The organism is Tenacibaculum xiamenense, from assembly GCF_964513065.1.
In the GTDB taxonomy this organism is placed as follows: domain Bacteria; phylum Bacteroidota; class Bacteroidia; order Flavobacteriales; family Flavobacteriaceae; genus Polaribacter; species Polaribacter xiamenense.
The window spans coordinates 415,274-421,273 of sequence record NZ_CAZEQU010000016.1 but is presented as its reverse complement, the minus strand read 5'-3'; the positions used below and the strand labels follow the sequence as shown (position 1 = coordinate 421,273).

The window sequence follows — 6,000 nt, the reverse complement described above, 5'->3', positions numbered from 1 at the left end:
TCAAGGGAGCTGATAATATAAAATCGAGTAATCAATAATACTCGTATTTAGTCTTATCTTAATTCATAAAACCATGTTAGTTATAACATGGTTTTTTTATTAGGAAAATAGCATTATCTACAAAAAAAACAAAAAATCACTCTATTTTAAAGTGTGAAATTATGTTAAAATTATTATATTAGTGCCTGATAATTAATGATAAAGAGAAAGAAAGGAACTGTCTTTAATTAGTTAATCAATTTTACTCCTACTACATAATTAAGATATGACTATATCCTATATTTCTATGGGATGAATTAATCAGGACAACTATCAAAATTATGAAACGTAAAAATTACCCCCGAACCTTCAGCGATTATTTATCCACAAATTCAGGATTCAAACATCGATAATTCATAGCCTCTATTTCTTAAATAATTAGATAACAAGGAATAAATATGGAATTAAATAAGAAAAATTTAAAATGTTAATTTATGTTAAACTGTATATAACCAGCAGTTTACCGTAGCATTTTGTTCTTTCAACTAAGAAAACTACAACTTATCGCTTTATTACCTAGTTTAATGAATTGGCAGCCCCTGCCTCGAATGAAAAAATCAAAATTAAAAATTACAGTATGCTATTATTCCCCCAAAAAATACTAGCTAAAAGGAGTGGTATTATCTTCTTTACTATCGCATTTATTTTAACTATTACAAACTTTAAGATTTATGCTCACGATCAAAGAGTGCATAATCAAAATAATTCAAAAGATAATGAAGTTCTTTCTTATCATAATCTCAGTCTCGAATCTTCCCCGAAATCATTAGTATTCATAGAGCCGAATCTAGAAGGAAAATTACAAATAGAGAAATCTATTTTAGCAATTGATGTTCTTTATTCTACTAAAGAAATCTTTGCACCAGAGGAGTTACAAGTGTTTACTCATGCTAAAGAAGGTGAGATTTTTGTGAATGGAGAGTGGCTCAACCAAAAAGCTATAATAGATTGGTTTTATGATTTAAATATAGATAGAAACAGCTTAAAGTCGATTAGCTTTTACGGTTGTAATTTCGCCAAAGGAGAAAAAGGAAGGCAAACTGTTGCATTTTTAGAGAAACATTTGGGAGTTTCCATAGCAGCGTCTGATAATATAACTGGTAAAAATGGTGATTGGAAGTTAGAGAAAGGAAAAGGATTATATCCGAGGAAAATAGAAAATTACCAATATAATTTACAAAATATAGGAGGTACTGTAAACACCTATGCAGCGGTTACTGGTATTTCCGGAACAACATTTACAGTAGATGACGCAACTGGTTTTACTACTGGTGATCTAGTAATGATAATTCAAATGCAAGGTGCAATTATTAGCACAACAGATGATGAAAGTTACGGATCGGTTTTAGATAGTAACGGTGTTGGAAACTACGAATTGGTGAATATAACTGGTGTTTCTTCAAATGACATATCGTTTGCAAGCTTGAGTAACTCTTATAATGTTAACAATACAATTCAAATTATTAAAGTTCCTGATTACTCCTCAAATGGATTAACAACGGTTACTTCAGAAATCAATGGACTTGCCTTTAACGGAACCAAAGGAGGTGTGGTAGCAATTAAAGCTAATGTTTTGCAATTAGATGCGAACATAAATATGTCTAATACAGGGTTTAGAGGAGGAGCAATAAACTTAACTGATAGCAGTACACCAGGATATGTTGGTACTTCTGGAGCTCAAAAAGGTGAAGGAATTGCCAAATTTACTGTTGGAGATAGAAAACGAGGAAGCCAAGCCAATGGAGGTGGAGCAGGAAACTGGGTAAATGCCGCTGGAGCTGGAGGAGGAAACTTCGGTAATGGTGGTAGAGGAGGTGAGTATGCAGGTTCAAATATCATAGAATCAGGAGGTGTTGGAGGTAATGCTTTCGGAGGCTGCGGAACTGGATTAGGAGGACAATCACCAACAGTTATTAGATACCCAATTATGGGTGGCGGTGGCGGTGCTGGAGATAGTAATAATGGTGGTGTATGTGTTGGTGGAATTGGAGGAGGAATCATTTTTATTTTTGCCAATGAAATTAATGGAAATGGCGGTGCTATTATTGCAAATGGAGAAAATGGAGATGCTAGTAGTGCTGGCGACGGTTCTGCTGGAGGTGGTGCCGGAGGTACTTTTTACACCGATGCAACTACATTTTCTGGAGCAATTTCGGTAACCTTGAGAGGAGGAAACGGTGGAAACGCGGTTAGTAATCACTCTTCTGGAGGAGGAGGTGGTGGTGGTGCTTTGTTTTTAAGCACTTCGTCTATCCCTGGGGCAATAACCTTAGACGCTGCAGGAGGAACTCACGGAACAGGCTCAACAAGTACAACTCCTCAAGATGGTTTCACAGGAGGATTAGTAAATGTTAACCAGGTATTACCTCCCGAAATAACGGGGAATCAAAGTTTTTCGTTAATTCTCGGCAGTATTTCCAATGGGAGTGTGCTAACAGGAGTCTCCGATCCAGGAAATGGAATAGTTGACGCAACGGTAAGTTCTGGTTCTACCTTAGCTAATTGGACAATAGTAGGACCTTCTGAGCTGTCAGGAATATTTCAGATTAATTCGGGAACAGGAGAATTATCTGTCGCCAATTCATCTGCTTTAACTATTCCAAGAGATTATACGATCCATCTACAAGTAGAAAACACCACAGGAGAGGTTTCTTGCGTTATTCCTGTTACAATTGATGCCGATTGCGAATTTGGATCAATAAATAACCCGCAGCATGCAACATCAGCAACACCAAATGCTAATGCTAGTTGGGGTTCAGTTGATGGAGCTACAGGCGTGTCAGATATTACCTCTGTGGCAACAGATGTTGTTGCTAATAGAACCAGTATTTATAATACAACGGCTACAGTTTTAACGTATACAGATACTTTTTCAGGAGGTTCTGAAATTACCATGTATGTAAGAAGATGGAGTGGTTATGCTCGTGGAATGACAATAGCGTTTTCTGAAGATAATGTTACCTATACTGCAGAATCTGATGAAATAACTCCAACATCGCAAACTGATGGAGACTATGATACTATAACGTATACTATTCCTGATACTGTAGGAAGTAATTATCAATATATTCGACTTTCACCAGCAGGTGGAACTTCTTCTTTGTTATTAATTGATGCTGTATCGGTATCAAAATATGAATGTTTTACTTGTCCCGCAGGTATTAATGCACCAGTATTATCTTCTACGAGTATATCGAATTCATGTCCAACAAGAACAATCGATTTAACATCAATAACAGCAAGTAATGGTTTGGTTAATACCGTGTTAACTTGGCATACAGGAACTCCTGCAACAAATGCAAATAGGGTTACAGATCCTACAGCCGTGAGTCAAGGGATATATTATGCTGCCTTTTATCATGGAACTAATGATTGTTATAGTGGCGAAAATGGTGAAGGAACAACCATTGTAGAAGCAACAGGAGATTTAGACTGCGATGGGATTTTAAATAATGTTGATATTGATGATGATAATGACGGAGCATTAGATGTAACTGAATATGGAAACTTTACAAGCACTTGTTTAGGAGGAATTTCAATTAGTAATGCTTCTTTTGATGGAACAGCAAGTACAATGCCAAATGGAACAGTTCCTGCCAATTGGAGTGCAACGAATACAACAGATTTAGGTGACGGAAGTAGCACTATTGATGGTGTAGCAGGATTATTATCAGATTCACCCGATGGAGGAACCTTTGTTAGAATGGTAAGTAATAGTAACGATTATATTGAGGCTATCTATCAAACGGTAAGTGGATTGGTAATTGGAGAGACTTATTATATAGGATTTCATCAAGGTCTTATCAGGAATTGGGCGCAAAATAGTGGTTATATCGATGTGACCTTTGCAGGTGTAACAATGGCTGCACCTACGATGGAGCTTCCAACAACAAATCCATCTTTTACTGGATGGGAAACGGTTTATGTTGGACCATTTACAGCAACAGCAACATCACATACTTTACAATTTACTCCAGTTTCAACTACTGTAAGTTCTTATACTGATGTAACTATTGATGGTATTTCTGTTTGTAATGCAGTTGATTATTCATACAGAGATACAGATAACGATAATATTCCAGATTATTTAGATTTAGATAGTGATGCTGACGGGTGCTCAGATAGTGTAGAAGCTGGAAATACTCTAAAAGCAAACAATGATATAACAAACTATAATACAGGTACAGATGCAAATTCAAATGGATTACTGGATCAATTTGAAGACGGAACAACTGGAAATATAAATTATACTTCTACCTATAATTATGCAATTACTTCAGTTGATAATGTGTGTGCTGATACAGATGGAGACGGTATAGGTGATTTGGTTGATATAGATGATGATAATGATGGTGTTTTAGATACCATGGAAAGAGATTGCTCTTTATCATTTGCCACAAGAACATTAGTAGACCTTTCTTCTATAACTTCTGGTTCGGAGTTAAGTAACCAACTTGAAAGTTCATATGGAATGACCTTTTATTCATTAAGTGGTTATCCAGCAGTAATAAGATCTTCGCATGGTGGTTTTGTAGGCAACCTTGTTATCGGAGGAGCAAATACTTCTGGAACCTTAAATTGGTCAGGAGTCGGAATGACATTCGCAAATAATGTCAACTATATAGAAATGCACGGTGATCCGTCAGGAAATGGAGGAACTCTTTATTTTAATGTATACGATAGCGACGATAATCTTTTGTACTCAAATACGGCTCCCGATGGTGGAACTGTGTTTAGTTATCAATCTGGAAGTGATAATATTGCCAAAGTAGAAATGTATGAAAACAATCCTGCTTCTGCTCAAGATGTTGCCTTTGGAGATATTTATTTAAAAAGAAATTATTGCATCAATCAAGATACCGATGGAGATACAATTCCAGATCATTTAGATTTGGATAGTGATGCCGATGGTTGTTCTGATAGTGTTGAAGCAGGTAATACGGTAAATACAAGTAATGATATCGTTAATTATAATACAGGTACCGATGCCAATTCAAACGGATTACTAGATCAGTTTGAAGATGGAACTACAGGAAACATCAATTATAATTCTACATATTCACAATACGCGTTATTTGATTATTTAAATGTTTGTGCAGATACTGATGGAGATGGTGTATATGATTTAACCGATATAGACGATGATAATGACGGTATTTTAGATATTGATGAAGGAGAATGTTATTCAGGAGATGTAACTTTTTCATTTGGAGTTGATAATGAAAGTTGGGAAATTGTTGATGGAACGGGAACAGATCCGGTAAATCATAATACTGATTCGGCCGTTTCTTGTCTTGTTGGTAATGTGGCAAACAGCCCAAGTGGAGGTGGGTATTTAATCCAATTTGATAGAGGAGCAAATGAGACCGACTTCCAGTCACCCAACAATATGAATAGAAATGCAATTGCCACTTTAGGAGGAACCTTTTCTTTCGAATGGATTAATGCAACAATGAATGGGAGTGGTAGTCAAAGTATAACATCTTTAACATTAGTACTTTCAGGAGGAGGAACTCAGGTAACAACAGAGTTGCCTGTTTCAGGGCTTATAAACGCTGGATGGCAATCTCTTTCTGTACCTTTAACAATCGCAGAATGGGGAACAGATTTAGATGATGTTTTAAAAGACTTAGATCAAATTAAAGTTGAAGTAGAAACTATTACCAGTGCTGTTGCAGATTGTGGGGCTGGAGGTGAGTTTTTTGGTTTAGATTTTATAAGTTTAAGTTCAGCTTGTAGTGCGGTTTTAGATACAGACGGCGATACAGTATACAATCATTTGGATTTAGATAGTGATGGCGACGGTTGTTCTGATAGTGTAGAAGCGGGCAACACAACTCCTGCAAGTAATGATATTGTAAACTACAACACAGGAACTGATGCAAATAATAATGGTTTATTAGATCAGTTTGAGGATGGAACTACAGGAAATATAAATTACGTTTCTTCTTATTATTATGC

1 protein-coding gene (running past one end of the window) is annotated in these 6,000 nt (G+C 36.1%); it reads left to right on the top strand.

The annotated features are described in order from the left end of the window. Positions 1–616 precede the first annotated feature (616 nt). On the top strand, positions 617–6,000 hold the 5' portion of the coding sequence (locus ACKTTV_RS08440) for a PKD-like domain-containing protein (RefSeq protein ID WP_408030389.1). The gene runs 34,969 nt beyond the window's last position; the window shows 5,384 of its 40,353 coding nt (coding positions 1–5,384); the start codon lies at positions 617–619; its stop codon lies off the right edge, out of view.